General features: G+C 61.1%; 27 protein-coding genes. 12 read left to right on the forward strand and 15 right to left on the reverse strand.

Annotation, left to right across the window (positions count from 1 at the left end; all coding sequences use genetic code 11):
* The first annotated feature begins 163 nt into the window (after positions 1–163).
* Both B2G88_RS09195 and B2G88_RS09200 read left to right on the forward strand, forming a co-directional pair.
* The gene (locus B2G88_RS09195; protein ID WP_054862355.1) at positions 164–682 is read left to right on the forward strand and encodes a nicotinamide-nucleotide adenylyltransferase; all 519 of its coding nucleotides are present in this window, start codon (positions 164–166) and stop codon (positions 680–682) included.
* Between the two features lie 94 nt (positions 683–776).
* A complete protein-coding gene (locus B2G88_RS09200; RefSeq protein WP_087714601.1) occupies positions 777–1,625 on the forward strand; it encodes an SAM hydrolase/SAM-dependent halogenase family protein in 849 nt (282 codons plus the stop codon).
* A 49-nt stretch (positions 1,626–1,674) separates the two neighbouring features.
* Here the strand turns inward: B2G88_RS09200 and B2G88_RS09205 are convergent, their stop codons facing one another.
* Together B2G88_RS09205 and thsA are read right to left on the reverse strand one after the other, a co-directional pair.
* Positions 1,675–2,037 carry a HalOD1 output domain-containing protein gene (locus B2G88_RS09205; protein WP_054862354.1) on the reverse strand — a complete coding sequence of 121 codons (363 nt, stop codon included), beginning with the start codon at positions 2,035–2,037 and terminating at the stop codon, positions 1,675–1,677.
* Between the two features lie 99 nt (positions 2,038–2,136).
* Positions 2,137–3,681 (reverse strand): thermosome subunit alpha, encoded by a 1,545-nt coding sequence (thsA, locus tag B2G88_RS09210; protein ID WP_087714602.1) that lies wholly within the window; start codon positions 3,679–3,681, stop codon positions 2,137–2,139.
* 223 nt (positions 3,682–3,904) lie between these two features.
* On the opposite strand from thsA, the gene B2G88_RS09215 reads away from it, so the two are divergent.
* Positions 3,905–4,738, forward strand: a complete 834-nt coding sequence (locus B2G88_RS09215) for an amidohydrolase family protein (RefSeq protein WP_087714603.1) — start codon at positions 3,905–3,907, stop codon at positions 4,736–4,738.
* 21 nt (positions 4,739–4,759) lie between these two features.
* On the opposite strand, the gene B2G88_RS09220 is transcribed toward B2G88_RS09215, so the two are convergent.
* Genes B2G88_RS09220 through B2G88_RS09230 form a run of 3 tightly spaced genes read right to left on the reverse strand, consistent with a single transcriptional unit; the run spans position 4,760 to position 5,951 of the window.
* Positions 4,760–5,134 (reverse strand): hypothetical protein, encoded by a 375-nt coding sequence (locus B2G88_RS09220; protein WP_087714604.1) that lies wholly within the window; start codon positions 5,132–5,134, stop codon positions 4,760–4,762.
* A gap of 49 nt (positions 5,135–5,183) precedes the next feature.
* On the reverse strand, positions 5,184–5,477 hold the full coding sequence (locus B2G88_RS09225; RefSeq protein ID WP_054862352.1) for a hypothetical protein: 294 nt from the start codon (positions 5,475–5,477) through the stop codon (positions 5,184–5,186).
* A gap of 3 nt (positions 5,478–5,480) precedes the next feature.
* Complete coding sequence (locus tag B2G88_RS09230; protein ID WP_087714605.1) at positions 5,481–5,951, reverse strand: MGMT family protein; 471 nt, start codon at positions 5,949–5,951, stop codon at positions 5,481–5,483.
* 108 nt (positions 5,952–6,059) lie between these two features.
* Between B2G88_RS09230 and trpC the strand changes: the two genes are divergently transcribed.
* The 6 genes from trpC to B2G88_RS09260 all read left to right on the forward strand — a co-directional run bounded on the left by trpC (position 6,060) and on the right by B2G88_RS09260 (position 11,159).
* The gene (trpC, locus tag B2G88_RS09235; RefSeq protein ID WP_087714606.1) at positions 6,060–6,866 is read left to right on the forward strand and encodes an indole-3-glycerol phosphate synthase; all 807 of its coding nucleotides are present in this window, start codon (positions 6,060–6,062) and stop codon (positions 6,864–6,866) included.
* A 6-nt stretch (positions 6,867–6,872) separates the two neighbouring features.
* Entirely contained in the window at positions 6,873–8,150 is a 1,278-nt protein-coding gene (gene trpB, locus B2G88_RS09240) for a tryptophan synthase subunit beta (protein ID WP_054862351.1), read from the forward strand.
* A complete protein-coding gene (gene trpA / locus B2G88_RS09245; protein ID WP_087714607.1) occupies positions 8,147–9,082 on the forward strand; it encodes a tryptophan synthase subunit alpha in 936 nt (311 codons plus the stop codon). Before trpB ends, trpA begins: the two co-directional genes overlap by 4 nt.
* A 25-nt stretch (positions 9,083–9,107) precedes the next feature.
* Positions 9,108–9,902, forward strand: coding sequence for a 2-amino-3,7-dideoxy-D-threo-hept-6-ulosonate synthase (locus tag B2G88_RS09250; protein WP_087714608.1), 795 nt, complete (start codon positions 9,108–9,110; stop codon positions 9,900–9,902).
* A 63-nt stretch (positions 9,903–9,965) separates the two neighbouring features.
* Positions 9,966–10,553: a SprT-like domain-containing protein gene (locus B2G88_RS09255; protein WP_054862350.1), complete on the forward strand. Its 588-nt coding sequence runs from the start codon at positions 9,966–9,968 to the stop codon at positions 10,551–10,553.
* Between the two features lie 69 nt (positions 10,554–10,622).
* Complete coding sequence (locus B2G88_RS09260; RefSeq protein ID WP_054862349.1) at positions 10,623–11,159, forward strand: hypothetical protein; 537 nt, start codon at positions 10,623–10,625, stop codon at positions 11,157–11,159.
* Between the two features lies 1 nt (position 11,160).
* On the opposite strand, the gene B2G88_RS09265 is transcribed toward B2G88_RS09260, so the two are convergent.
* Entirely contained in the window at positions 11,161–11,850 is a 690-nt protein-coding gene (locus B2G88_RS09265) for an HAD family hydrolase (RefSeq protein ID WP_054862348.1), read from the reverse strand.
* 110 nt (positions 11,851–11,960) lie between these two features.
* Between B2G88_RS09265 and B2G88_RS09270 the strand changes: the two genes are divergently transcribed.
* Positions 11,961–13,160, forward strand: a complete 1,200-nt coding sequence (locus B2G88_RS09270; protein ID WP_087714945.1) for a 3-dehydroquinate synthase II — start codon at positions 11,961–11,963, stop codon at positions 13,158–13,160.
* Between the two features lie 2 nt (positions 13,161–13,162).
* On the opposite strand, the gene B2G88_RS09275 is transcribed toward B2G88_RS09270, so the two are convergent.
* The 4 genes from B2G88_RS09275 to B2G88_RS09290 form a co-directional block, all read right to left on the reverse strand.
* Entirely contained in the window at positions 13,163–13,633 is a 471-nt protein-coding gene (locus tag B2G88_RS09275) for a zinc ribbon domain-containing protein (RefSeq protein WP_054862347.1), read from the reverse strand.
* A gap of 84 nt (positions 13,634–13,717) precedes the next feature.
* Positions 13,718–14,455 carry a hypothetical protein gene (locus B2G88_RS09280; RefSeq protein ID WP_054862346.1) on the reverse strand — a complete coding sequence of 246 codons (738 nt, stop codon included), beginning with the start codon at positions 14,453–14,455 and terminating at the stop codon, positions 13,718–13,720.
* A gap of 79 nt (positions 14,456–14,534) precedes the next feature.
* Positions 14,535–15,218 (reverse strand): type I 3-dehydroquinate dehydratase, encoded by a 684-nt coding sequence (locus B2G88_RS09285; protein WP_054862345.1) that lies wholly within the window; start codon positions 15,216–15,218, stop codon positions 14,535–14,537.
* A gap of 62 nt (positions 15,219–15,280) precedes the next feature.
* Positions 15,281–16,261, reverse strand: a complete 981-nt coding sequence (locus tag B2G88_RS09290; RefSeq protein ID WP_054862344.1) for a transcription initiation factor IIB — start codon at positions 16,259–16,261, stop codon at positions 15,281–15,283.
* Between the two features lie 218 nt (positions 16,262–16,479).
* Between B2G88_RS09290 and B2G88_RS09295 the strand changes: the two genes are divergently transcribed.
* Together B2G88_RS09295 and B2G88_RS09300 are read left to right on the forward strand one after the other, a co-directional pair.
* A complete protein-coding gene (locus B2G88_RS09295) occupies positions 16,480–17,007 on the forward strand; it encodes a DUF84 family protein (RefSeq protein WP_087714609.1) in 528 nt (175 codons plus the stop codon).
* A 200-nt stretch (positions 17,008–17,207) separates the two neighbouring features.
* The gene (locus tag B2G88_RS09300) at positions 17,208–17,441 is read left to right on the forward strand and encodes a DUF7123 family protein (protein WP_054862343.1); all 234 of its coding nucleotides are present in this window, start codon (positions 17,208–17,210) and stop codon (positions 17,439–17,441) included.
* 140 nt (positions 17,442–17,581) lie between these two features.
* Here the strand turns inward: B2G88_RS09300 and B2G88_RS09305 are convergent, their stop codons facing one another.
* The 5 genes from B2G88_RS09305 to B2G88_RS09325 form a co-directional block, all read right to left on the reverse strand.
* The gene (locus tag B2G88_RS09305; RefSeq protein WP_054862363.1) at positions 17,582–18,199 is read right to left on the reverse strand and encodes a winged helix-turn-helix transcriptional regulator; all 618 of its coding nucleotides are present in this window, start codon (positions 18,197–18,199) and stop codon (positions 17,582–17,584) included.
* A gap of 220 nt (positions 18,200–18,419) precedes the next feature.
* Positions 18,420–19,589, reverse strand: a complete 1,170-nt coding sequence (locus tag B2G88_RS09310; protein ID WP_054862342.1) for an SPFH domain-containing protein — start codon at positions 19,587–19,589, stop codon at positions 18,420–18,422.
* A 121-nt stretch (positions 19,590–19,710) separates the two neighbouring features.
* Positions 19,711–20,292, reverse strand: a complete 582-nt coding sequence (locus tag B2G88_RS09315; protein WP_087714610.1) for an NfeD family protein — start codon at positions 20,290–20,292, stop codon at positions 19,711–19,713.
* 97 nt (positions 20,293–20,389) lie between these two features.
* Entirely contained in the window at positions 20,390–21,364 is a 975-nt protein-coding gene (locus tag B2G88_RS09320) for a sugar phosphate nucleotidyltransferase (protein ID WP_054862340.1), read from the reverse strand.
* A 143-nt stretch (positions 21,365–21,507) separates the two neighbouring features.
* A complete protein-coding gene (locus B2G88_RS09325) occupies positions 21,508–22,776 on the reverse strand; it encodes an RNA-guided endonuclease InsQ/TnpB family protein (RefSeq protein WP_087714611.1) in 1,269 nt (422 codons plus the stop codon).
* Between the last annotated feature and the right edge of the window lie 174 nt (positions 22,777–22,950).

Consider the following 22,950-nt stretch of genomic DNA (forward strand, 5'->3'; position numbering starts at 1 on the left):
AGGTTTACGATTGGGACGACATGGACTCGAGTTTATATCCTGTGGGAAACAGAGACGGTCTGGATCACTGATTAGACCGTCTCAAAGCAACTGTCACCGAGTCGAGACAATCTTGCACTGAAACTCGCCACGCTTAAGCGCCGCGGCCGAACACGTTTCGCCAATGACTCGGGGGTTCTACATCGGGCGCTTCCAGCCGTTTCACAACGGCCACCGGAGTATGGTCGAGCAAATCGCAGACGAAGTCGACGAACTGATCCTCGGCATCGGGAGTGCCGATGACTCCCACACCGTACGGAACCCGTTTACTGCCGGCGAGCGCATCATGATGATCACCAAAGCGCTCGTTGAGTACGATCTCGTGACCTACGCCGTCCCAATCGAGGACTTAGAGCGCAACTCGGTGTGGGTGAGCCACGTCCAGAGCATGAGCCCGGATTTCGACGTTGCGTACTCGAACAACCCGCTCGTGATCCAACTCTTTCGCGAGGCCGACATCGAAATCCGCCAGTCGCCGATGTTCAACCGCGAGGTCCTCGAGGGCAGTGAAGTTCGCGAGCGGATGATCACCGGCGGCGACTGGCAGTCGCTGGTTCCGGACGCCGTCGTCGAAGTTGTCGACGAAATCGGCGGCATCGAGCGTATTCAGATGATCAGCGATACGGATTCGAACGGCACGTAATACGGCCACAAATTGAGTTGCTGGCCAACAGTGTGTGGGAACCACCGCTTTCGAGTCCCCGCCAACTTTCTCCCTCGCTCTCTTCACCTCGAGTATGATCACCCTCACCTCTGACTTCGGGACGCCCTATCCGGCAGCGATGAAGGGCGTGCTGTGTCAGCGAACGGACGCCCGTCTGGTCGATATTGCGCACGATTTCCCCCGACAGGACGTTCGCGCCGCTGCGTTCTGGCTCCGGGAAACGCTGCCGTACTTCCCGCCGGCGACTCACCTCGTGGTCGTCGACCCCGGCGTCGGCACCGACCGCAACGCGCTGGTACTCCGTGCGGGTGAGCACACACTGGTCGGTCCCGACAACGGCGTTCTCAGGCCCGTCGCCAGACGACTCGTGGGCGATGGCCCACTCGAGGCGTACGTCATCGACGAGTCTCGGCTCGAGCGAGTCGAACCCACTGTCGAGTCGGCTCAGGCCCATGCAATGGCCTCGAGTCGAGACAACGCGGGACCGGCGAGTAACACGTTTCACGGCCGGGACGTGTTCGCCCCCGCCGCTGCGGCCGTCCACGACACGCCACTCGAGGCGCTCGAGGAGTGTGCCTTTCTCGAGCAGGGTACCATCGGGACGTGTGTCGACTGTGAGCTACCCGCGGCGACACTCGAGGCGGACGGGACGCGGGCGACCGGCGAGGTACTGGTCGTCGACGACTTCGGGAACGTCATTACGAACGTCCCGGGCGAGTTCCTTGGAGATTGCCAGCACGTCGTCGCGAACGGCGAGACAGTTTCCGCCGGTGAGACGTTCGCCGCAGTCGCTGTCGGAGAGCGCCTCGCAACTGTTGGGAGCCATGGCTACGTCGAACTCGATGTCAATCAGGGACGGGGCGACGAGGCGTTCGGACTCGAGGCCGGAGATCGAATTATCCTCGAGACGGCGGAGCTGTAGTGAGTGTCGCCTCGAGGACGACGGTAGCGGTACCGCGACCGGCCACGTCTCACAACGGGACTTCGTCGCGGGGATCGATGATAATCTCTCCGTCTGCGTCGACGGTTATCTGACAGCGTTCGTATCTGAACGAAACTGACCCGGAGACTGTGCGGCTCTCTGCTCCCCAGTGCGTACAGAGTGCGTTCAACGCATCCGGATTGATGTGGTCGCCGAGCGCCTCAAGGTCGGCAATCTCTGTCTCGAGGGCGGTTGCGACGCCGACCAGCAATCTGGTTGTAATCGGCTCGTAAGCCTCGCTATCGTACCAGCTATGGTAGGTCCCACGACCCGGATCGTAGTAGAGTGAGTGCCCGATGTCGGTGTCGATCACTACCAACCGGTCAGTTTTCCGTGACGTTATGTCGGGCATATCAGAGTATAATGGTTGTTAACACATAACAGTATCGGCCAATTGATACTACCTGCTGTAGTAACAGTCTCGAAAAGCAAAAACGGGCGGTGGTGTGGTTTACTCGGCAGCGATGACGTCGTCGATGCGGACGATCATCGTCGCGGCTTCAGTGGCACTCTCGATAGCCTCGCGCTTGACATCGGCAGGGTCGACGACGCCGTACTCAAACGGATCGTCGATGGTGACCTCCTCACCGCTCGTGATGAGGCCAGCACGACCCTCGGACTCGTGAGCCGAACGCAGGTCAACAAGTGCGTCGATTGGGTCCTTGCCCGTGTTCGCGGCAAGCGTTCGTGGGACGACATCGAGCGCGTCCGCAAAGGCAGTGACAGCGAGCTGTTTGCGCCCTTCAATACCGGCGGCTTCCTGTCGAATCTGGTCTGCAATCGCGATCTCGGTCGCGCCAGCGCCGGGGACGACTTCGCCGGACTCGAGTGCCGTTGCGGCGACGTCGAGTGCGTCACCGATGGCACGCTCGAGTTCGTCGACGACGTGTTCGGTGCCGCCGCGGACGAAGACGGTGACGGCGTCTGCGGCTGCGCCGCCCTCGATGAATGCGAGGTCGTCGTCGCCGTAGTTTTCGGCACCGACGCGGTCGGCAGCGCCGAAGTCGTCTTCCTCGAGGTCGTCGAGTGCGCCGACGCGGCGGGCACCCGTTGCGGATGCGATCTTGCCGGCATCGCTGTTCGAGAGGTTCTCCAAGACGAGGATGCCCTCGTTTGCGAGGAACGAGGAGATACGGTCATCAACATCGTCGGACGTAAAGACGACGTCAGCGCCGCTTTCGGCGATGGTTTCGGCGTAGCCGCGGACCTCGCTCTCTTCGGCGTCGATAGCTGCGTTGAGCTGGTCAATCGAGTCGATGGCGTACTCGGCGTCGACGTCGCCGGTACGAACACCGAGTTCGACGTCGAGGACGGCAATCGAGGCGTCTTCGACATCGCTTGGCATCGCGTCGTGAGCGGGATCCTCGTCGACGATGATGCCAGGGACGAGTTCAGTCGCGTTCGATGACGCGCCGATCTGCGTATGAACAGTGATGTTGTCGCGGGCGACGCCGTCGTCGCTTTCGACGTGGCGAACGGCCTCGACAACCGTCTCGGCGAGGGACTCGGCGGTGAGTCCGCCGGTGCCCTTGCCGGTCATGCTGGATTCGGCGACCTGCTTGAGTACGTCGTCGTCGACTTCGGCTTCCTGTACCTGCTCGGCGATGGCCTCGAGGGCGATCTCGGAGGCTTCGTGATAGCCTTCGACAATCGTCGTCGCGTGGACGTCCTGTTCGATCAGGTCCTCGGCCTCGCCGAGAAGGTTGCCAGCGATGACAGCGGCCGTCGTCGTGCCGTCACCGACTTCCTCTTCCTGGGAGTCGGCGACTTCGACGATCATCTGGGCCGCAGGATGCTCGATATCCATCTCCTCGAGGATGGTTGCGCCGTCGTTGGTGATGACGACTTCACCGCTCGAGTCGACGAGCATTTTATCCATTCCGCGGGGGCCGAGTGTCGTCCGGACCGACTCGGCAACGGCCTTGCCGGCCATGATGTTGGACGACTGGGCATCCCGCCCCTGGGTTCGCTGACTGTCCTCGCTCATGATGAACATAGGCTGTCCGCCCATGCGTCCCTGTTGTGCCATGGTTGAATCCTCACTACCTATGTCGTCAGCACTTCTATATAAATCTTTCCCAAGCGACACCGCTACGTCTTGCGATTGGGGTGTGAACCGTCGACACACAAGTGGCCGTAAGCGAGGCCCTAGAGGCGAGCAAGCGGCGCGTGGGAAAGTCGGTAGCACAATATGGGTCGCTTCCAAAGGGCCACCTGGGATGCTGGAGTTGGAACACGGGTTTCGGGTCGTCGACGTGTACACGCGACTGACGCCGGATGGGGTAACCGGCCGAGCGCGAGCACAGACGAGGACGCCCGATCAGTTAGAACGGGAAATGCATCAGGCGGGAATTACCAAATCGGTCGTTTTTCCACCGTCTCGAGGCGAAACCGAGTATCTGGCCGCGAACAACGGCGTCGCCCGACACAGCGTCGACCGACCGTTTATTGCGTTCGCACGGATCAACGGCACGAAACGGCCCGACGGAACCCCAACTGGCCGACTACGAAATGCTATCAGTCGCCCGAAACCGTACCATACAACGCCCGAAGACATCGAGAAATACGCTTACGACGACCGCTTTCACGGCTTTATCTTCGACCCGACCGTCGATGACTACCCCGACGAGGACGTCCTCGCGGTTCTCGAGGACGTTGGGCTCCCGTTGCTCGTCCGTGCCGGTGTTGATGCACCACCGGCAGAACTCGCGGAGACTCTCCTCGGTCACGACTTTCCCGTCATCGTCGCCCAGTTCGGTGGCCACCCACTCGACCGCGAACTGATGAACGAAATGATCGACCTCCTCGATGAGTACGACGAGTGCTATCTCGAGACGAGTTTCGTCCGCTATCGCCACCTGCTCGAGCGCGCCGTGCTCGAGCATCCGGATCGCGTTTTCTTCGGCAGCGGTGCGCCAGCCTGCCATCCAAACGTCGCTGTCATGGAGATTCTCACCTTGGACGTCTCCGAGGACATGCTGCGGCGCGTCTTTTCGAAGAACGTCTGTCGCATTATCGATGCACTCGGGCCGGATGCTGCGCTCAGGAGGTAGTCGGCTTGTTTCGACGGCCGATCAGTCAGCGGCTCGCGTTACAACCTCGGAGTGGACAACCTCGTCGCGTTCGTTCTCGTGGAATACTTCGATTTCGTCCGGCAGTCCGGAGAGAAATTCCAGCTGGATCTGGTACGGGACGTTCCGCCCGACATCCATAACGAGATCGGTCTCTATTCGACTGACGCCGACGATAACAACTATCGACTCTTCTTTCCAGCGGATATTTTTTGGGACGATCTGATAGCTCTCGTCCCCCGTCGGGAAGACCCCGTCTATCAGTACCTGATTCGAATTGCTGAGCCACTGTACGTCGACGGAGACGCTCTGGGCGAGAATGCTCGGTGGCGTCTGTAACCCTGCAAAATTGGTGAACTGCCACGTTCGTAGTTCCATAGCGATTGATTAGGCGAGAAATCGGATAAAACGTCTCCTCGAGACGCTGTTACTTCGACTGTGTGATCTCGCGTGGGCGCTCGAGGACGAGCAATCCGAGTCCACACAGGACCAACGCGACTGGGACGCTGATGAGGATAGCGACCATTACTGTCGGCAGAAACAGCAGGAGGATTCCAGCGAGCACAATGAGTCCAAGCAGACTCTGATAGAGCTGGGTCCGGTACCAGCCGTGCAACTTTCGTGCCCCGCAGTCGCCATCGTCGCTGTCATCGCTACCATCGCCATCGTCGCCGTCGTCGCCGTCGTCACCCGACCCAGGACTGCAGCTGTCGGACGACACCGGTTACAATCCCTCGAGCGAGCGCAACTTCTGTTCGACCGCCGGTGGGGCGGCGCTTGGGCCGTCGCGGACGCGGTGATCAGGAATCAAGATTGGCGCAGGGTTTTCGTCGAGTGCCGTCCGGACCAGAATCAGGTCGTCGTCGTCCTGATGGTCGATGCCTGACGTCATTCGGGCGAGCGTCTCGACGCCGACCTGATCACCGTAGGGGATCTGGCGAACCTGCTCTAACACCGCGCGCTGGTCCGTTGGCATGGTCAATGCGATCTGTACGTCATCGAAGGAAACCTCCTCGACACCCTCGAGATAGTCGAAGATCTGCTCGAGAACCGGATGCTCGTCCTCGCTGTCTCCCTCGGGTGTCTCGGGGAATGTGACTCGGAGTACGCGCCCGCTTGCGATCCCGACCTGCACGTAGCGGTCGAGATACGGCGATTCGTCCGCGTAGATACCGGCGTCCGTGACCTCGTCCATGCCAGTGGGTAGCGCGTCGGGCTTTGAATAGGCGCCGGTCGCTGCTGGGCGATGATGGAAACGGATGGCGCAAAGCTTTTGTACACATGAGTACGTCGATGTACAACAATGAACTCCGAGACGGACCTGGCGCCCGCGGTGGCGTCGATCCTCGAGGCGGCTCGCACGCGAGCGGGCGGTGACGAGGCACTCGACGTCGACGCGCAGTCGCTCCCCGACGCACTTGAGCGGGCCGAGGCGGACGGCCGCGTCCCCGTGATCGCGGAAGTAAAACCGACGAGTCCGACCGCAGACGGAACGCGCGAGGACGACCCCGTTGAACTGGCCGAAGCGATGGTCGACGGCGGCGCGACGGCAATTTCCGTCCTCACTGAACCCAGCCACTTCGGCGGCTCGCCCGAGGCACTCGAGCGCGTTCGCGAGGCCGTCGACGTGCCGGTCCTCCGCAAGGACTTCGTCGTTCGCGAGGCCCAGTTGGACGTCGTCGACGCCGACCTCCTCCTCCTGATCGTCCGGTTCGTGGACGACCTCGAGACGCTCATCGAGGCCGCCCGCGAGCGCGGCTTCCAGCCCCTCGTGGAGGTTCACGACCGCGCGGAACTCGAGACCGCACTCGAGGCAGGCGCGGAGATTATCGGCGTCAACAACCGGGATCTGGCGAAACTCGAGGTGGACCTCGAAACCTTCGAGTCCGTTGCGCCCGAAGCCCCCGAAGACGTGACCCTGATCGCCGAAAGCGGCATTTCTTCGCCCGCGGACGTGCGCCGGATGCGCGAGGCGGGCGCTGACGCCCTCCTGGTCGGCAGCGCCATCATGGACCACGGCGCGGCCGACAGCGACGTAACGGAGAACACGCGGCGACTGACGCAGACGGAGTCCGCCCCGACAGCCGCCGACGGCGACAGCGAAGACTGATTTGATATGAGCAAGACCACACCAGACCACGACCGCGACCGCAACCGTGAGCGCGACAGCGAGGCGACGTTCGGCGACTACGGCGGCCAGTACGTCCCCGAGGCATTGATGCCCGCCTTGCAGGAACTCGAGGACGCCTACGAGCGCTACGTTTTAAACAACGAAGACGGCTTCATGGACGAGTTCCGCGAGCGAATGCGTGATTTCGGCGGCCGACCGACGCCCTTGCAGCGCGCGGATCGACTCAGCGAGCGCTACGACCGCGAGATCTACCTCAAACGCGAGGACCTCGTCCACGGCGGCGCGCACAAACTGAACAACGCGCTCGGACAGGTCCTGCTCGCGAAGTACATGGGCAAAGAGCGGATCATCGCCGAGACCGGCGCGGGTCAACACGGCACCGCGACCGCGATGGCCGCCGCACATCTCGACATGCCCTGTGAGATCTACATGGGTCGGACGGACATCAACCGCCAGCGCCCGAACGTCTACCGGATGCGGATGAACGGCGCGGCGGTCAACCCGGTCACTGCCGGCAGCGGGACGCTCAAGGAAGCGATCAACGAGACGATGCGCGACTGGGCGACCACAGTAGAAACGACTCACTATGTCATCGGCAGCGTCGTCGGCCCGCACCCGTTCCCGAAAATGGTCCGGGACTTCCAGGCCGTCATCAGTCAGGAAGCCCGCGAGCAAATTCAGGACCAAGCCGGCCGCTTGCCCGATACCGTCGTCGCCTGTGCGGGCGGCGGCTCGAACACGATGGGGACGTTCCACGAGTTCGTGCCTGACGAGGACGTGGATCTGGTAGCCGTCGAAGCCGGCGGCTCGAGTCTCGAGATCGACGAGGAAGCAAACCTCGCACCCAACTCGGCGACGCTTTCGACGGGCACCGACGGCGTGCTCCACGGCGCGATGACGAAGCTCCTCCAGAGCGGCGACGGCCAGATCGTCGAATCCCACAGCGTGAGTGCGGGACTCGACTACGCCGGCGTCGGTCCGGAACTCTCGCATCTCGTCGCGACCGACCGCGTCACGCCAGTCAGCGTCGATGACGACGCCGCGCTCAACGGGTTCCATCGGCTCTCGAATCTCGAGGGCATTATTCCGGCACTCGAGTCGAGTCACGCAATTGGATATGTAGAGAAATACACCGACGACCTCGGCGACCTCGTCGTCGTCAACGTCTCCGGACGTGGTGACAAGGACCTAGAGACCGTACTCGAGGAAACCGAGAAGCGTGATCTCGAGGCGGCACCGGACGTGGAGGTGTTCGAGCAATGAGTGACGAGAGTCGAGCGGAGCGAGAGTCTCGGAAGACGCGAACGGGGAGCGATGGCCAGGAGCGACCCGTGAGTGACGAAATCGAGACAGACAGCGACATCGAAACCGCCATCCGCGAGAACGAGCCGGCGCTAATCACCTACATCACCGCCGGCGATCCATCGCTCGAGGACACGAAGGAGTACGTCGAGGCCTTAGACCGCGGCGGCTCGGATCTGATCGAACTCGGACTGCCCTTCTCGGAGCCGATTGCCGAGGGGCCGACGATTCAGGCCGCAATCAACCGCGCGCTGGATGCAGGGACGACTCCCGAGGGCTTTTTCGATCTTGTTGACGACCTCGAGACCGAAGCCCCGCTGCTGGTGATGACGTACTACAATATGATCTTACAATATGGTGATGAGGCGGACGTTCGGCCCTTCGTCGAACGCGCCGCAGAAGCAGGTCTCTCGGGACTAATTATCCCTGACCTTCCAGCCGAGGAAGCCGACCCGCTTCGCGAGGCCTGTGACGAGCACGGCCTCGATCTCGTCTTCATCGTCGCGCCGACGACCGAAGGCGAACGCCTCGAGACCATCATGTCACAGGTCTCTGGATTCGCCTATGTGCAGGCCCGACTGGGGACGACGGGCGCTCGAGCGAACGTCTCCGGCGCGACTCACGACAGCCTCACGCGCCTCTCCGAGTACGACGTGCCAAAGGCCGTCGGCTTCGGCGTCAGCGAGGGCGACCACGCGGCCGAGATCATCGAAGCCGGCGCAGACGGCGTGATCGTCGGCAGCGCACTCGTTGACATCATTGCAGACAGCGAGGAGACTACAGAGGGAGTCGACCGCCTCGAGGCCAAAGCGGCCGAACTCAAACGCGGTGCACGCCGCGGGGCCGGTGAGGCAGTCGACGCCGAAGACGTACCGGAACCAGAACAGCCATAACCGCAAGCTTGCTACACACCCGCAAATGACGACAGGAACTGACGCACGACTTGACCGCATCGGGACAGACGGAAACTACGTCATTGTCCCCATGGACCACGGTATCACAATCGGTGCCGTACAGGGGCTCAAAGACATCGAATCGACGATAGACGGAATCACGCGCGGCGGTGCAGACGCCGTCCTCACGCAGAAGGGAATTGCGCCGCGCGTTCACGAGAACAAAAACGGCAAGGGCTACATCGTTCACCTGAACGGGTCGACGTCTATTGGCCCCGACGAGAACGACAAGCGACCGACCGGCACCGTCGAAGACGCCATTCGAGTCGGCGCAGACGCCGTCTCGTTCCACATCAACGTCGGCTCGGACCACGAGCCAGACCAGCTCTCCCAGCTCGCAGAGGTCACCTCGACGGCCGACCGCTTCGGTATTCCCGTCCTCGCGATGGCCTACGCGCGCGGTCCAGGCATCGACTCCGAAGACCCCGAGGCACTCGGCCACGCCGTTCGACTCGCCGAAGAACTCGGCGCAGATATCGTCAAGACCGGCTACAGCGGCGACGCAGACAGTTTCCAGCACGTCGTCGACTCCACCCGACTGCCAGTCGTCATCGCCGGCGGCGCTCGCGGCACCGACCGCGAGACGATTGAGATGGTTCGCGGCGCGATGGACGCCGGCGGTTCGGGCATCTCGATGGGCCGGTCGATCTTCCAGCACGAAGACCCCGAGGCGATTTCGACAGCCGTCTCCGGCGTCGTCCACGACGACCTCTCCGTCGATGAGGCGCTTCGCGAAGCTGGACTCGCACTCGAGGCTTAAGCTGCTCGCAGCCGAGTGGTCGCGACCACAACACACTCATCTTTTCACGTCTTTCCTCGAGTCGTGACCGAGACTGACGGCAATCGGCTCACTGTCGACGACGAGATCGTCGCTCGAGCCCGCATTCACGCTCGCGAGGTCTGTGGCGAGGTTGGCGAATACGACCTCGACATGGACTTCGACGCCCTCGAGTGGGACGTCTCTGCGCGTGCGCGGCGGCGAGCGGGGTTGTGTCGTTGGGATCGAACGCGCGAGGTTGCGACGATTATTCTCGCCCGGCGTGCCTACGAGCGCTACGACTGGCCGGAGTTTGCCGCCGTCGTGCGTCACGAACTCGTCCATGCCTGGGAGTACCAATGCTTTGGCGAGTCGGGTCACGGACCGCGATTTCGCGAGCAGGCGACGCGAGTTGAGGCTCCGCGGCACTGCCGGTCGTTTTCCGACCCCCGGTATCGTCTCTCTTGTCTCGCCGAGAACTGCGACTGGCAGGCAGAGCGCCATCGCGCCTCCCAGCCGGTGAAATCACCGGATCAGTATCGCTGTGGGGACTGTGGTAGTTCGTATGCAGTGACACATAGAGAGAGCGGGCGCACGTGGACCACCGCACACGAGTTCGGCGGGGCGAAAGCCGCACTCGGTGAGGAGTGGTAACCGCGAGTCGCAGGACTGCTCGAGCGTCGCCACAGAACACTTATCCACGCACCGTGACCAGAGTCGTCTATGGGAATACTCGATCTAATGCTTGGCCGGGGCGGCGGCTCTCCCAACCGTGAGGGACAAACGTACACACTCCCGCAGGACACCCACGAGTTCGTCTACCCCGTTGCCGTTCGCCGAACGGAACTCGAGGCCTTCGCTACGACGCTCGAGGCGGAAGCAAACGCTCCCTCACTCGAGGACAACACGGAGGATGTTCAGGCCGTTCTCGACGACGTTCTCGGCGATCTCGAGATCGACGCGTCGGAACTGGCAGCAACGAGGAAACAGGCTCGGGCCAACGCCGACTCGGTGATCGACCACTGGCTTGAGCAACTGCCAGACGATGCAGAGATGGGCGTGGTCTATGCGCGGCCGGGAACGCACTCGACGCTGCTCTCAGCCGTCAAACTCGCAAAGCAACGAGCCGACGATCCATCCGACGAGTTCGAGTTGCCCGCAGAGTTCGGCGCAGTCACCGCCTTGCTCACGCGGCTCAACACGGCAACTGACAGTCAGTACCGGGCTGTTGTCCACACTGATCTGCTGGCGGAGAGCTGAGCTAGATGATCGACTCGAACGCCTCGAGCGACTCGAGTTCGTAGGTCGGCCGGTGCCCGTTCCCGTCAGTGACGTCAGTGCCGCCGTCCGTCGCGACCAGCGCCGAATCGAGACCCATCGCGTTTGCGCCCGCGATATCCGCGTGGACCGAGTCGCCGATATGAAGCGCGCGGTCGGGTGTGGCCTCGAGTTCACCGAGTGCGTACTCGAAGGGGGCGGCGTCGGGTTTCGGGTAGATACCGGCGCTCGGTTCGGTGAAGACGCGAACGTCGAATGCGTCTGCAATATCGAGCGTCTGGAGCTTTTGGGTCTGCGTCTTGCGTCCGCCGTTCGTGATGAGTGCAACCTGTGCGCGCTCGCGTGCATACTCGAGGGCGGCGGCCGCGCCCGGCCGGAACTCGACGGCCGTTGGATCTGTACACTCGAGATAGGCATCGGCGAGTGTCGGCACCTGTGCGGCGTCGATAGTCGTCTCAGAACGCTGTGTGACTTCTGCAAAGAGATTCTCGTAAAACTCCCTGTCCGTTTCGGCGGTCGGAAGCGCTGGGATCGCGGCCCGCAGATCCGCAGGGCTACAGAAGGGATCACAGCCGGCTCGGTCGAAGGTCGTCTCGAGAAGCGCTGCAGGATCCTGTGTCGGCTCACAAAGCGTCCGATCAAGATCGAAACAGATCGCGTCGTAGGCAGCCATCTGCCCGAAATACGCGCGAGACGACCCTTAACGTTTCGACGGGGCGCGATATGTCGAACCCGTCTGTGGCATTCGCCACGTTCAAGCCAGTTCCCTTCGACCGTCGAACTATGACACGATCAGTCTGGATTAAAGCCGACAACAGCGTCGGTGACTGGGACGAACGCCGCGAGCGGATCACCACCGCACTCGAGGCGGGTGTCGACTGGGTGCTCGTCGATGAAGCAGACGTCGAACGCGTTCGAAATCTCGGTGATATCAACGTCGCCGCGTTCCGAACCAACGGCGACGTGACGCTCGTCGATGACGCCGAAGACGACGAAATCGAACACATCGGAGCGAGCGATGACGCCGAACCCGACGCTATCGTCGTCGGCAAAGACGGCGAAGGCGACGCAACAATCGACATGCCGGAGGACTTCTCTGGCTCTGCCGACCTCTCGACACTGCGCCGTGACGTCGATGTCGAACGCGGCGCATACGTCCGCATCCTCGACAAAGAGTACGAAGCGTTCGCCGAAACGGCCGCCAAGGAAGCCGACCATACGATCATCATCGGCGAGGACTGGACGATCATCCCCCTCGAGAATCTGATCGCCCGCATCGGTGACGAGACCGACCTCGTCGCTGGCGTCACGAGCGCCGACGAAGCGAAGACGGCGTTCGAAACCCTCGAGATCGGCTCCGACTCGGTCCTGCTCGACTCGAGCGATCCCGACGAGATCCGCAAGACCGTCGAGGTTCGCGACGAGGCCGAACGCGAGACGCTCGATCTGGAGTACGCCGAGGTCCTCGAGATCGAACGCGCTGGCAGCGCCGACCGGGTCTGTATCGACACCGGCAGCCTGCTCGAGCACGACGAGGGGATGCTCGTCGGCTCGATGGCGCGCGGACTCGTCTTCGTCCACGCCGAAACCGCCGAATCGCCGTACGTCGCCTCGCGGCCCTTCCGGGTCAACGCGAGCGCGGTCCACGCCTACGTCCGGACGCCAGACGGCGGCACGAAGTACCTCTCGGAACTCCAGAGCGGCGACGAGGTCCAGATCCTCGACACCGACGGCAACACCCGCGAAGCCATCGTCGGCCGGGTCAAAATCGAGCAACGACCAATGTTCCGCGTCGCACTCGAGGCCCAGTCGGGCGACCGCGTCGAAACCCTGCTACAGAACGCCGAGACGATCAAAGTCTCGACCAGCGAGGGGCGAAAGGCAGTGACCGACCTCGAGGCCGGCGACGAGATGTTGCTGTACTACGAGGATACGGCGCGGCACTTCGGCGAGGCCGTCGAAGAGAGTATTATCGAAAAGTAGCGCTAGGCTTCTTTTGGTTCGGCTTCGGTTCGGTCTGGATCGGTTTCAGCTTCGGCGTCGTCGTCTTCATCTACTTCCTCGCCGCGTGGCTCGAGGCGGGTCGTACACCAGTGACAGAACTCGAGGTCATCGTCAAGTTCTTTTCCGCATTCGGGGCAGGTCGGGCCCTCGACATCCGCAGACGAGGAGTTCGGCGGGAATCCAAGTGAGCGGAAGGTCGCGTCAATTGCCGCAAAGAGGACGATAAACGAGAGGACGAACTGTCCCATCGTCTCCGTTTCCTGGGCCAGTTCAGCACCCTCAGTGATCGAACCGGCACTGGCAATCTGTTCGACGGGGAAAAAGAGCGCGATTGCGGAGAGGTATAGACCCGCAAAGATCAGCGCCCGAACCCAGTCACGCAACACTGCGTGCCCTGCGCCGGGTAAGATAACCGAAAGACCCCCGGCGAGGAGTGCACGAAACCATGACATAGTCAGACACTAGAAGAGCCGACTGGTTAACATTCCGGTTCTGGCTCGCCGGTCGAAATCAGTTCCTCGAGCGCCGCCAACGAGTCACCCGGTTGGATACGGCGTTCGAACGAGCATGACGCCACAGGAGCCACACGTGAGGGTGAGACTGTCATCACGTGACTCGAGACTGTCGGATGATGGTGGCGATGGTGGCTGACTCGAGTCCGGCAGCAATCCCTGTGATGTCTCCTCTCGATTCGCTGGCGGTCGATTTTCACCCGCCAGCGAGCCAGTCGGCGGCTCCGTCTCGAGAATCTCGCCGTCACAGTTCGGACACCGCTCGAGAAAGACTCGAAGCGCCGTCAGGATCCTCCCGCGTTCGTCCTCGTCGAACCCGTGCCAGGTCTCGCCGCGCGTCTCAAGCACCGACGCGGCTGCGAGATCGGCGAGCAACGCCGCATTCGATGGCCAACAGCCCACTCGGTCGCGACCACAGGTCGCGACGAAGCCGTCCGGTTCGACCGACAGCTCCAGCCGCCGAGCATCTGTCTCGAGGGAGGCTGCCAGCGCCTCGAGGCGAGTCCCTCGCTCTCGAATTGCGAGCAGGCGGTCGGTCCAGGCGGCTCGAAACGATGGCTCGAGGCGTAACTGCCCCGATTCGGTTCGGTCGACGGCGACGGTGGCACACAATAGTGACGCGAGAGCGTCGTCGTTGCCAGCACCAGCGGGAGCGCTAAGTCCACTGTTGAGCCTTCTCGCCGACGCCGCGTCGCGCTCGACACTGTGCGTCCTCTCGTGACTCTCGAGTGACTCGAGCGTCGCCGTCTCCGTCGATTCCATACGACGGCAGACCTCGAGGACACCTATTGGTATGGCGTCGTTTACGGCGCGAAGAAGGCGCTGCCACCCGGTTACTCGATCACTCGAGCGCCTCGATCAGCGTCGACAGCGTCTCGAGGTCGTACTGTCCCGGCGCGGTCGCGTCGGCGGGATCGACCGGCGCATAGCCGATCCGCGAGCCGTACAGCGGGGCAACAGCGCGCGTGTGACTTCCCGCCTCGCCCATCGCCATCGTCGCGACCGTCTCGCCCGCCGTCGTCAGCTGGTGGGTCGCCGAGAGAACGGCGAGTGCATCACCCTGCTCGTGGGCCGTCACCGCGAGTTTCCCAACGTCGGCGTACTCACAGGCCGCAGTGAGCGTCTCGACCATTTCGGACTCCGAGGGCGTCCCCTCGAAATCGTGGGCCGAAGCGACGACTGAGACGTCGTTGTCTGCTGCCGCCTCGAGAACTGTCTCTGCCGCCCCCGACCGACACGACTCGAGTTCGATATCGATGGCCTCAACGCCCTCGAGTCGGGCGGCTGCGGCGAGTTCTGCAAGCCGCTCGTCATCGTCACCCTCCCACTCGCCGCCCTCCCAGGCAGCGCGGTTGGTCGCAAGAATCGGCAACTCGCCGTCGTACTCGCGAAGCGCCTCGAGCGGGTCTGTCTCGGCTAAGTCCATCCGAAACTCAACAGCATCGGCGTGGTCTCGAGCGGCCGGCTCGTCGGCGAGATCAGCAGTTGCGGCAGTCAGGACGAACGAATCGAATTGCAAGCCCATTTGCTATCGGGTGTGGTGGGCGGCGAGAAAAGCGGTTCGATTGTCGGGTTCAGCGAGGTCGTTCAGGCCACACCGAGCGTTTCCTCGGCCTCGAGCAGTTCGTGATACCGGTTGCGGATGGTGACTTCGGAGATATCCGCAACGTCGGAGACGGCAGCCTGCGTGGTCTTTTCGTTGGTCAGCAGGGCTGCGGCGTAGACGGCAGCAGCCGCGAGACCAACCGGCGACTTGCCCGAGTGGACGCCCTTTTCTTTGGCGTTCTGGAGCAGGCTGCGAGCGCGGTGTTCTGCTTCATCCGAGAGGTCGAGACCCGACGCGAAGCGTGGGACGTAGCTCTCTGGGTCAGCGGGCTGGACCTCGAGGCCGAGTTCGCGGACGACATAGCGGTAGGTGCGAGCAATCTCGTTTTTCTCGACACGGGAGACGTCGGCGATTTCGTCGAGACTCCGAGGGACGCCAGCCTGACGCGCGGCGGCGTAGACACACGAGGTCGAGACACCTTCGATGGAGCGGCCGGGCAGGAGGTCCTCGTCGAGTGCGCGGCGGTAGATGACAGAAGCGGTTTCGCGGACGTTGTTCGGGAGTCCGAGTGCGCTCGCCATGCGGTCGATTTCGCCGAGTGCCTGTTTCAGGTTGCGCTCTTTGGAGTCGCGGGTACGGAAGCGCTCGTTCCACTTGCGCAGGCGCTGCATCTTCTCACGCTGGCGCGAGCCAAGCGAGTTGCCGTAGGCGTCTTTGTTGCGCCAGTCGATGTTCGTCGAGAGACCCTTGTCGTGCATCGTGTTCGTCGTCGGTGCACCGACACGGGACTTTTCGTTCTTCTCGGCGGCGTCGAATGCGCGCCATTCGGGGCCGCGGTCGACGGAATCCTCTTCGACGACGAGGCCACAGTCTTCACAGACGGTTTCGCCGTGTTCGTCGTCAACGACGAGGTTACCCGCACATTCCGGGCAGGCAAGATCGTTCGATTCAGTTTCTGTCTCTTCGTCAGTCGATTCTCGTTCGGTACGCCGGACTCTTGTGTTCGATTGTGCGTTGGTCATGCGATGGCGAGTGCTGCCCGGACAGTCTGTAGCAAAAGTCCGGACGAAGTCGTTACCTACTGGATTCAAAGACTCCGCGTATAATGCTTTCGAAATTGAAGTCCGATACTCCATGAAAACCGGTAATTCGGCCAAAAAGGTATGAGAAAACATAACATTGATATATCGAAACACGACGGATCGTCACACCCAACTACCGACGCTCGCAACGAAACGCCATGCACGTCGCCGTCGGCAGCACGAACCCAGTGAAACTCGAGGCCGTCGAAGAAACCCTCGAGCGATTCGACCCGACTGTGACCGCGGTCGCAGTCGACTCCGGCATTCCGGAACAGCCCTGGTCGGTTGCAGAGACGATCACCGGAGCCGAAAACCGCGCTCGGCGGGCACTCACAGCGGACCCAGCAGACTACGGCGTTGGTCTCGAGGGTGGCGTCGCGCGCTTCGAGGAGACTCCAGGGCTATACCTGATCATGTGGGCCGCCGTCACCGATGGCGAGCGACTCGAGCGTGGTGGCGGGCCGTCGATTCGGCTGCCCGACCACATTGCCAACCGACTCGAGGATGGGCAGGAACTCGGACCAGTGATGGACGATGTCTGTAACACGAACGCCATTGCAGAGACCACCGGCGCAGCGGGTGTTCTCTCTGCTGACTTGCTCGACCGGGCCGGCGCACTTGGTGATGCACTCGCGTGCGCGTTTGGCCCCTTTCAGGTTGACCACTACGCCTACCAACTCGAGTAGCGCGCTCCGAAACCCTGTATTGGCGCGTTGAAACGGTCGCTGTGTGCGACGGTCACGAAATGGGATGAATTAACCGGCTGTACCAACACAGTGTTTCCCACCGATTATTACGTGATTACTTGGGTCGAAAATCGCATGACTGCGGCGGGTTAACCGCGCGTACCAAACCCCCTAAGAGTGTGTCCATCATGCGTTGGTGTATGAGCACCGCAATGGCACCCGACCTCACGAGCAAACAGCAGCAGATTCTCCGCTACCTGCGAGAGAACGCCGCGACGAAGACCTACTTCAAATCGCGGCTTATCGGCAAGGAGCTGGGCATGACTGCCAAAGAGGTCGGCTCGAACATCACCGCGATCCAAAACGGCGACTACGACGTCGATATCGAGAAATGGGGCTACTCCTCGAGTACGACCTGGAAAGTCAACATCTAAGTTGCAGTCCGATCGCGCGAGTGCGGTTTCCGTTTCGTTTTGAACCCGACCGTTCGTCTCTCGAGTGACCTCGAGGCTCTCCGTCACAGCTGACAGCGCACGCTGTTGGACGTGCGGACCCACTATCGCTGTCGAACGAGTTAGCCCTCGTACTCGAGGAACTGATCCGCGTTCTGGGCAAGCTCGCCCGCTCGCTCACCGAAGGAATCGGCGTGGCGAACGACGAGCATCATCACCGTTGCCGGGCGTTCAACCGCGTAGCCGTCGTCTCGAGAGAGGAGCCCCGCTTCCTCGAGTTTGCCGGCGTATTTGCTGACCGTCGGCGGGGACACGTCAAGCGAGTCGGCCAGATCACCGGCAGTCGCATCCGGGTCCAAAAGGAGTTCAATAATCATCCCGCGTGGGGTATCTCGGCGAAGGTAGCCAAGCGTCCGTTTCTCGAACTCATCGAAGCGATCCGCAGGGACAAAGCGTTTGTAATCGCCGTCGCTGAACTGCTCGAGTACCTCGAGTTCCTCGAGGCGACGGAGGTGGTGTTGGGTTTCGCCGGTGCCGAGTTGGAGATCATCGCGAATCTTCGAGAAGTGGGCTCCGGGAGTGGTCGAGAGATAGCCAGCAATCGCATCGCGTGCGTCGCTTTCACCTGTATCCGCCGCTGCCGGTTCCGAAAAACCAGCAACCGGTGCGGCGGCACCGAGGGCAGCAAACCGGCGCAGGGTCGAGCGTTTATTGTCGTCGACCCCATCGGGCGATGTCATGTCTCTACGGTCCATCATGGGCTGGGACCTAAAACAGGTTTCGCTCCAATTCGTTCATTGCCACTCGAATTTCATGCATTTTAACGTATCAGGTTCTGTAGTCGTTGATTAGGTTCTGTCGGCTGTGGGCCAACGGAGTAATCACTTCTTACGACGACTCCAAGAGAAAGAGAACGGTCGTTACAGCGCCTATTCGAGTCGAACTGCAGCGACTCGAGTCTTAGTTGCTCGAGTTCGGTTCGGCGTCCACGTCGGTTCCGCCGTCAGTCTGTCCCTGGAAATCCTGATCCATCTCTTCGATGACTTCGTCGGGATCGGTGATGGTTCCGGCGTCTTTGCCCTCTTTAATCGCCTGGGCTTCCTGTTCCATCGCCTCGAGATCCATCTCGGCTTCCTCGTCGATCTCACCGATGATCTCGGCGATGTCGTCGAGGCCGATCAGTTCGCGAGTCTCCTCGTCGAAGTCACGGCTCTCGAGTGAGTCGCCGTCGTCTTTGACGTCACTGCCCGAGAGGTGTTTACCGTACCGGCCGACCATCGAGGTGAGTTCCTGGGGCATGACGAACGTCGTCGAGTCGCTCTGGCCGATTTCGGCGAGCGTCTCCATTCCCTGGTCGATGATGGCGCGTTCGCCCATCGATTCGGCGGATTTCGCTCGCAGGACGGTCGAAATCGAGTCACCCTGCGCTTCGAGGATCTGGCTCTGTTTTTCACCCTGTGCGCGGATGATTTCGGACTGCTTGTCACCTTCTGCCTTCTCGACGGCACTGCGGCGTTCACCCTGTGCCTCGAGAATCATGGCACGGCGTTTGCGCTCTGCGGAAGTCTGTTGCTCCATTGCGCGCTGGACGTCCTTCGATGGGTTGACCTCACGGACCTCGACGGACTCGACACGGATACCCCACTCGTCGGTGGGTTCGTCGAGTTCCTGGCGGATGCGCGCGTTGATTTCCTGGCGTTTGTTGAGCGTGTCGTCGAGTTCCATGTCACCCAGGACGGCACGGAGGGTGGTCTGGGCGAGGTTGGAGACGGCCTTCTTGTAGTTGTCGACCTCGAGGAAGGCTTTCTTCGCGTCCATCACCTTGATGTAGACGACGGCGTCGGCGGTGACGGGCGAGTTGTCGCGCGTGATTGCTTCCTGTCGGGGCACGTCGAGTGTTTGCGTTCGCATGTCGAACCGGTAGGTGTTCGAGACGAACGGTGGGACGAAGTTGATACCCGGCTGGAGGAGTTTGCGGTACTCTCCGAAGACGGTCAGGGCACGTTTCTCGTATGCGTCGACGATCTCAATCGCACTGAGGAGTGCGGCGAGAACGACCACGAGGACGAGTGCACCGATAAAAAGCAATGCTCCTTCGGCGGCTTGGAGTGGAATTATGTCTACGACCATGGTGCGGGATTATGTCGGTGACGTAAAAAGCGTTCCCTTGTTTTCACAACATGTTAACTGCACAGCGGCGTTTTTATACAGAGAATCGGAGACAACAATGGCTAAAACCGCTCGAGTGGCGTTAACTCGAGCGTTCGGTTTCTCGTTCGGGCTGTGTGTCGGCATCGGTCGCCGACTCCTGCTCGCGACTGCGAGCGGCTTCTTCTGCGAGCGCGCGGTCGATTTCGTCTTCGCCGATTGCACCGAGTGATTCGACGGTGAGGACGTTGCCACCGCCGGGGTCAAGGACGATGATCTCTTCACCCTCTTCGATTGTCCCGCTGGTCGTTCGGGCGCTGTAGTAGGGTGCAAAGCCGCCTTCGTTGAGTTTCACTTCGCCGCTGCGGTTGGTGATCGTTTCGGTGACGTAGCCCGTCGTTCCAGCCAGCGAGTCCGAGTCGGATGTCTGGGCGGTGCCCTTCCCACCGTAGAAGTCGAACTCGTTGTAGATGTACGCCGCGATAGCGCCGATACCGAGCGTTAACGCCGCCAGCACGATCAGATTTGCCGGGATGGGAAGCAACAGTCCAAGCAGACCGGCCCCGGCCAGCGCAACGCCGATGACGATCAGATGTGCGCCGGGAGACAGCGCCTCGAGCGCCATCAGTATGAGCCCGACCGACAGCAACAAAAGCGGCATGTTCCCCATGAGGGCCTCGAGCATACCTGGGTCTAAGGGCTCACCCCGATTAAATGTTTACTGCGATTCACTCGCCGTGTAACTCCGAAATCGAGAGGCGTCACTACGATAAACAGTAGTATTACTGTGACGAGCCGTTCGTTATCGTCGTATGCGCACCGATGAGCGCGCCCGCGAGTGCGATATCCTCGAGGTGTGTGTTCTCGTCGATAATCGAACGCCGAATCTCACTGTTCCGGACCGTCGCATCCGGGAAGATGACTGCGTGGTCGACAGTCGTCTCCTCGAGCGTGACGTCGCCCATGATGTGGACGTTGTCGCCGATGGTCGCATCCTCGAGCGTCGCGGAGTCGGCGACCAGCGAGTTGCCATCGAGGTGCCAGGCGACGGCGTCGAGGTAGCTCTCGGGTGTGCCGATGTCGAACCACGCGCCTTCGAACGTGTAGGCGTAGGTCGCCTCGCGGTTTTGCAGCCACTGGACGAACCAGCCGGGTTCGTCGGGGTTGTTCCCCTCCTCGAGATAGGTTGGAAGCAAGTCGAGCGATTCCTTCGGGAACGCATAGCAGGCAATCGAGACGAGTGTCGAGTTCGGCTCGTCTGGTTTTTCCTGAAAGTCAACGACGCGGTCGTCCTCGAGGTCGACGAGACCGTAGGATTTTGCCTTTTCGCGCGAGCCAACGTCGTAGGCGGCAAGCGTCGGCGCGTCTTTCTCCTGGAAGTAGTCGAGAAATTCAGTGGTGTCGAAGCTAATCAGGTTGTCACCGGCGATAATGAGCAGGTCATCATCGACGTTTTCTCGCTCGATTAACTGTGCGAGCGCGCCGACGACGCCGAATTTTTCGTCTTCGTCGGCAGTATCCTCGATTGACAGCGTTGGTTTCTCGAACTCACTCTCTGCCAGGTGGGCCTCGAACTCAGCCGCAAAGCGTTCGTTCGTGCTCACGAAGACCTCGTCAACTCGGTCGTCTGCCTCGAGTTCGACGAAGATACGGTCGATGACGGTCGACTCGCCGATTGGGAGGAACATTTTGGGCCGATGCTTGGTGATCGGCCACAGCCGGGTCGCGTATCCGCCAGCAAGGACGACGGCTTTCATGCTCGCGATTTCGGCAGGCAACTGTAAGTCACTTACCCTTTCAGCGTCTTTTTTCCACACTATCTTCTTCGTACAGTATCCGGGAGCGATCAGTTTGACATCCTCCCCGCGCTGAAGCGCGAGGATTCCCGAGTGTTGGGATATTACGGTTTGCAACCTGCTTGTTCGCCCGGTGCGAAACGCCCCGAGGTCTGATTGAACAAGTAGGCTACTGGCCGTGCCAAACGACCGTTACTCATATCCCCCGTAGGAGGATTCTGAGTTATCTTTCTTCGAATATTCACCGCTCCATTCACGTCTGCGTTCATTGTCGCACCACACGACTCACAGATGTACAATCCACGCTCCACACGATTCGCGTCACGCTTCCGGCCACAGCACGAACACGTCTTGCTCGTATTTCGTTCACTTTTACAGTCAACAAGGATACCGTATTCCTCCGCCTTGTATTCGAGCAACGTGGTGAATCGGTCAAACTCCCATCCGTGGAGTTTCTTGTTCCCGCGCTTCCCCCAGTTCCGCGAGTCACCGTTCTCGTCCTCACGAATCTGGCTTAAGTCACCGATAGCGATGCGACCGACTTCGTGGTCGATGCACTGCTCAACGATGTGTTTGGCGAGGGCGTGTAGGAAGTGGTCTTTTCGACACGAGAGTCTCTGTCGGGCGCGGAGCGCACGCTTCGATGGCCCGTTATCGCCCTCCGTGTCGTACTCGTCGCGGGTGAAGTAGTGCTTGTCCTGCTTCAAGACGTTCCCCGGATACAACTCGGCGTCACCGTCGTCGTAGGCGATGGCGAGGTAGTTGCTGATACCGAGGTCGATTCCAGCCGTGTTGTCGCCGGGTGCGTCCCCGACGGGAATTTCGACTTTGCAGACGAGGTGGAGTTCCCAGCGGTCGCCGTTCCACACGGCGCGAACTTGCTGGATGTTCTCCACGGTCACGTCCGGTCGCGTCTCGTATTCGACGAGGAGGAAGTCCGAGCGGTGCTGTTTGAGGTTGAATCCCTTGCTCAGGCGGATTTGGTTGTGTTTGGAATCGTGTTTGATGCCGTTCTGCTTCCACGTGACAGTAGAGCGTGGATGGTTGTCGCCTCGCTTTCTGTAGCCGGGTGGATTCGCGTCTCTGTCGCCGTTCTTGCGCTTTTTGAACCAACCGTTGAACGACTCAGCAAGCTCTTCTAGAACTCGCTGACTTGACTGAGAATGTAAGTCACTGTATCGTTCGTGGTCTTTTAGTTCGCGCTTGAGGTCGGCGTCGGACGGAATCTCGCCGGTTCCGTCCCACTCTTGTTGGATGTGGTAGCGGGCGACGTTCCACAGTTTCGATGCCGAGTGTCCGCAGTCATCGAGGTCGTCGCTCACTTGGGAGTGGTTGACGATTTTTGCTCGATAGGTGCGAGTTGTTTCCAGCATCTTACTGTGTTCATAAGCACTTATGGGATGTTCCGTATTAAAGATAGTGATTGAGCGTGGAATATCCAGCCGTGCAGTAATCGGTGGTTTGCGTCATCCAGTGACGGCGCGTATCCCCGTCCCCAGAAATCTTTGATTTCTGGTGTGCGAACGAGACGCGAAGCGTCTCGTCAA

The organism is Natronolimnobius baerhuensis, from assembly GCF_002177135.1.
Lineage (GTDB): Archaea > Halobacteriota > Halobacteria > Halobacteriales > Natrialbaceae > Natronolimnobius > Natronolimnobius baerhuensis.

What these genes read in the sequence shown, in the direction of transcription:
- B2G88_RS09195 (WP_054862355.1), top strand. Translation starts at nt 164, where the DNA reads ATGACTCGGGGGTTCTACATCGGGCGCTTCCAGCCGTTTCACAACGGC.
- B2G88_RS09200 (WP_087714601.1), top strand. Translation starts at nt 777, where the DNA reads ATGATCACCCTCACCTCTGACTTCGGGACGCCCTATCCGGCAGCGATG.
- B2G88_RS09205 (WP_054862354.1), bottom strand. Translation starts at nt 2,037, where the DNA reads ATGCCCGACATAACGTCACGGAAAACTGACCGGTTGGTAGTGATCGAC.
- thsA (WP_087714602.1), bottom strand. Translation starts at nt 3,681, where the DNA reads ATGTTCATCATGAGCGAGGACAGTCAGCGAACCCAGGGGCGGGATGCC.
- B2G88_RS09215 (WP_087714603.1), top strand. Translation starts at nt 3,905, where the DNA reads ATGCTGGAGTTGGAACACGGGTTTCGGGTCGTCGACGTGTACACGCGA.
- B2G88_RS09220 (WP_087714604.1), bottom strand. Translation starts at nt 5,134, where the DNA reads ATGGAACTACGAACGTGGCAGTTCACCAATTTTGCAGGGTTACAGACG.
- B2G88_RS09230 (WP_087714605.1), bottom strand. Translation starts at nt 5,951, where the DNA reads ATGGACGAGGTCACGGACGCCGGTATCTACGCGGACGAATCGCCGTAT.
- trpC (WP_087714606.1), top strand. Translation starts at nt 6,060, where the DNA reads ATGAACTCCGAGACGGACCTGGCGCCCGCGGTGGCGTCGATCCTCGAG.
- trpB (WP_054862351.1), top strand. Translation starts at nt 6,873, where the DNA reads ATGAGCAAGACCACACCAGACCACGACCGCGACCGCAACCGTGAGCGC.
- trpA (WP_087714607.1), top strand. Translation starts at nt 8,147, where the DNA reads ATGAGTGACGAGAGTCGAGCGGAGCGAGAGTCTCGGAAGACGCGAACG.
- B2G88_RS09250 (WP_087714608.1), top strand. Translation starts at nt 9,108, where the DNA reads ATGACGACAGGAACTGACGCACGACTTGACCGCATCGGGACAGACGGA.
- B2G88_RS09260 (WP_054862349.1), top strand. Translation starts at nt 10,623, where the DNA reads ATGGGAATACTCGATCTAATGCTTGGCCGGGGCGGCGGCTCTCCCAAC.
- B2G88_RS09265 (WP_054862348.1), bottom strand. Translation starts at nt 11,850, where the DNA reads ATGGCTGCCTACGACGCGATCTGTTTCGATCTTGATCGGACGCTTTGT.
- B2G88_RS09270 (WP_087714945.1), top strand. Translation starts at nt 11,961, where the DNA reads ATGACACGATCAGTCTGGATTAAAGCCGACAACAGCGTCGGTGACTGG.
- B2G88_RS09275 (WP_054862347.1), bottom strand. Translation starts at nt 13,633, where the DNA reads ATGTCATGGTTTCGTGCACTCCTCGCCGGGGGTCTTTCGGTTATCTTA.
- B2G88_RS09280 (WP_054862346.1), bottom strand. Translation starts at nt 14,455, where the DNA reads ATGGAATCGACGGAGACGGCGACGCTCGAGTCACTCGAGAGTCACGAG.
- B2G88_RS09285 (WP_054862345.1), bottom strand. Translation starts at nt 15,218, where the DNA reads ATGGGCTTGCAATTCGATTCGTTCGTCCTGACTGCCGCAACTGCTGAT.
- B2G88_RS09290 (WP_054862344.1), bottom strand. Translation starts at nt 16,261, where the DNA reads ATGACCAACGCACAATCGAACACAAGAGTCCGGCGTACCGAACGAGAA.
- B2G88_RS09295 (WP_087714609.1), top strand. Translation starts at nt 16,480, where the DNA reads ATGCACGTCGCCGTCGGCAGCACGAACCCAGTGAAACTCGAGGCCGTC.
- B2G88_RS09300 (WP_054862343.1), top strand. Translation starts at nt 17,208, where the DNA reads ATGAGCACCGCAATGGCACCCGACCTCACGAGCAAACAGCAGCAGATT.
- B2G88_RS09305 (WP_054862363.1), bottom strand. Translation starts at nt 18,199, where the DNA reads ATGACATCGCCCGATGGGGTCGACGACAATAAACGCTCGACCCTGCGC.
- B2G88_RS09310 (WP_054862342.1), bottom strand. Translation starts at nt 19,589, where the DNA reads ATGGTCGTAGACATAATTCCACTCCAAGCCGCCGAAGGAGCATTGCTT.
- B2G88_RS09315 (WP_087714610.1), bottom strand. Translation starts at nt 20,292, where the DNA reads ATGCTCGAGGCCCTCATGGGGAACATGCCGCTTTTGTTGCTGTCGGTC.
- B2G88_RS09320 (WP_054862340.1), bottom strand. Translation starts at nt 21,364, where the DNA reads ATGAAAGCCGTCGTCCTTGCTGGCGGATACGCGACCCGGCTGTGGCCG.
- B2G88_RS09325 (WP_087714611.1), bottom strand. Translation starts at nt 22,776, where the DNA reads ATGCTGGAAACAACTCGCACCTATCGAGCAAAAATCGTCAACCACTCC.